Below are 1,887 nucleotides of genomic sequence, written 5' to 3' on the forward strand. Positions count from 1 at the left end.
CCACCCAGAGGGTCCGCTCGGTGCGGACCACCAGGTCGGAGCGGTGCAGCACGCCGACCCCGGCGTCGCCGTCGATCAGCGCGTCGAGCGCGGCCAGGTCCGCGGGATCCGCGGTGGTGTCCAGCGCGGCCCGCAGGCGCTGCAGCACCACCCGCGCATAGCGGCCGGCCGCCGGGGGCAGTGGGGACCGCAGCTCCAGGTCGAACACCTGCTTGTCCTCGATCGTCAGGCCGGCGCGGGACAGCCGGGCCCCCCAGTCGGCGCCCAGGTGCGGGAAGCCGCCCGCCCGGAGCCCGGCCGACGCGGCGCGGCAGCGGGCCTCCAGCCCGGGCCGGCCGAGGCCGACGTCCTCCGGCAGGAAGTACGGGACGCCGTCCGGCTCGACCACGGCCAGCAGCCCGCCGGGGCGCAGTGCCGCGGCCGCCTCGCCGAGTGTCCGGTCGGCGTCGCCGAGGTGGTGGAGCGAGGCCGACGCCCAGACCAGGTCCGCGGCGGCCAGGCCGGGCCACCCGGTGTCCAGGTCGGCCCGGACGGTGCGCACCCGCTCCGCCAGGCCCAACTCCTCGGCTCTGCGCTGCAGATGGTGCAGCAGCTCGGGCGAGCCGTCCACGGCGACCGCCTCGGCGTCCGGGAAGCGCCGGAGCAGGGCGAAGGTCCCGGTGCCCGTGCCGCAGCCGAGGTCGAGGATCCGGCGGACGGGCGACGAGCCGGCCAGGGCCGCGAGCCGGGCGGTCAGCTCGGACAGGTGCTCCCGGAGGAGCTCCCCGTCCAGGTCGAGCAGCTCGGCGAAGCCGGCCGGATCGTCGCCGGCGCCGCCGTGGCCGTGGGAGTGCTGCCCGTCGTGCGCGTGGTGGTCGTGCCGGTCCGGTGCGCCGTGCTGCGGGTGCGGTGCGTCGTCGTGCCGGCCCGGTGCGCCGTGGTGCGGGTGCGTGGGGTGTGCCATGCGCCGACCGTACGTGCACGTTGCGCACTTCGCATAGCATCTTGCGCATGACGCAAGAGGATGAGGATCTGGACACCCTGGTGCGCAAGCGGATCAGGGGGCTGCGGGTGGCCATGGGCTGGTCGCTCGACGACCTGGCCGCGCGCTGCCACCTCAGCCCGTCCACGCTGAGCCGGATCGAGACCGGTCACCGGCGCATCGGGCTGGACCAGCTCACCGCCCTCGCCCGCGCCCTGGGCACCTCACTGGACCAGCTGGTGGAGTCGCCCGGCGACGACGACGTCATCCTCACGCCCCGGCGGGACGCGGCCCGCGGCCTCACCGTCTGGACGCTCCGGCGCGAACCGGGCCTGACCGTGGCGCGGATGCGGGTGACCGAGGCGCCGCCCGCCCGGCCCGCTCAGCTGCGGGCGCACCCCGGCAAGGAGTGGTTCACCGTGCTGTCCGGCACCCTCGTCCTGCTGCTCGGCGAGCGCCGGATCCTCGTCGAGGCGGGCCAGGCGGCCGAGTTCTCCACCATGGTCCCGCACGCGATCGGCGCGCACGGCGGCCCGGCGGAGGTCCTCGGCTTCTTCGACCACGATGCCGGGCGAACCCACCTGCACCCGGCGGGCTGAGCCGCCCGGTCGGGCCGTCAGCCCCAGGGGTTCCCGTACGACCAGAGCGGCCACAGTGCGGCCAGCAGGCCAGCGGCGGCGGCGAGCAGCCCGATCCGGCCGGCGCCGGTCCGCCCGCCCGCTGCGGTGGTCTGCCAACGCGCGGCGGCCGCTCGGTCCAGCGGCTGCACGCGGTCGGCCTTGGCCAGCACCACCGGCCCGGGCCGCCCGCCGCCCGGCGGGGGCGCGCCCCCCCGCGCGCGGCCGCCGCCCCCGCGGGGGGCGGGGCGCGCGGGGGGGGGGCGGGGCCCCGCTCGCGGCGCGCCGCGCCCGGGCCGCGGGGCGGCT

General features: G+C 78.3%; 3 protein-coding genes. 1 reads left to right on the forward strand and 2 read right to left on the reverse strand.

Annotated features, from left to right (window positions below; translation table 11 throughout):
- A partial coding sequence (locus ACFV0G_RS38900) for a class I SAM-dependent methyltransferase (protein ID WP_380558500.1) occupies window positions 1-943 on the reverse strand: 943 nt, incomplete at its 3' end.
- Between the two features lie 47 nt (window positions 944-990).
- Here ACFV0G_RS38900 and ACFV0G_RS38905 point away from each other — a divergent pair.
- Complete coding sequence (locus ACFV0G_RS38905) at window positions 991-1,560, forward strand: helix-turn-helix domain-containing protein (protein ID WP_380558503.1); 570 nt, start codon at window positions 991-993, stop codon at window positions 1,558-1,560.
- A gap of 17 nt (window positions 1,561-1,577) precedes the next feature.
- Here the strand turns inward: ACFV0G_RS38905 and ACFV0G_RS38910 are convergent, their stop codons facing one another.
- Window positions 1,578-1,754: a hypothetical protein gene (locus ACFV0G_RS38910; RefSeq protein WP_380558506.1), complete on the reverse strand. Its 177-nt coding sequence runs from the start codon at window positions 1,752-1,754 to the stop codon at window positions 1,578-1,580.
- Window positions 1,755-1,887 lie beyond the last annotated feature (133 nt).

Origin of the sequence: Kitasatospora sp. NPDC059571 (assembly GCF_042735675.1) — a bacterium.
Classification (GTDB): Bacteria; Actinomycetota; Actinomycetes; order Streptomycetales; family Streptomycetaceae; genus Kitasatospora.

Excerpts from the sequence above, each read along its gene's own strand:
- ACFV0G_RS38905 (WP_380558503.1), top strand. The coding sequence starts at position 991 with ATGACGCAAGAGGATGAGGATCTGGACACCCTGGTGCGCAAGCGGATC.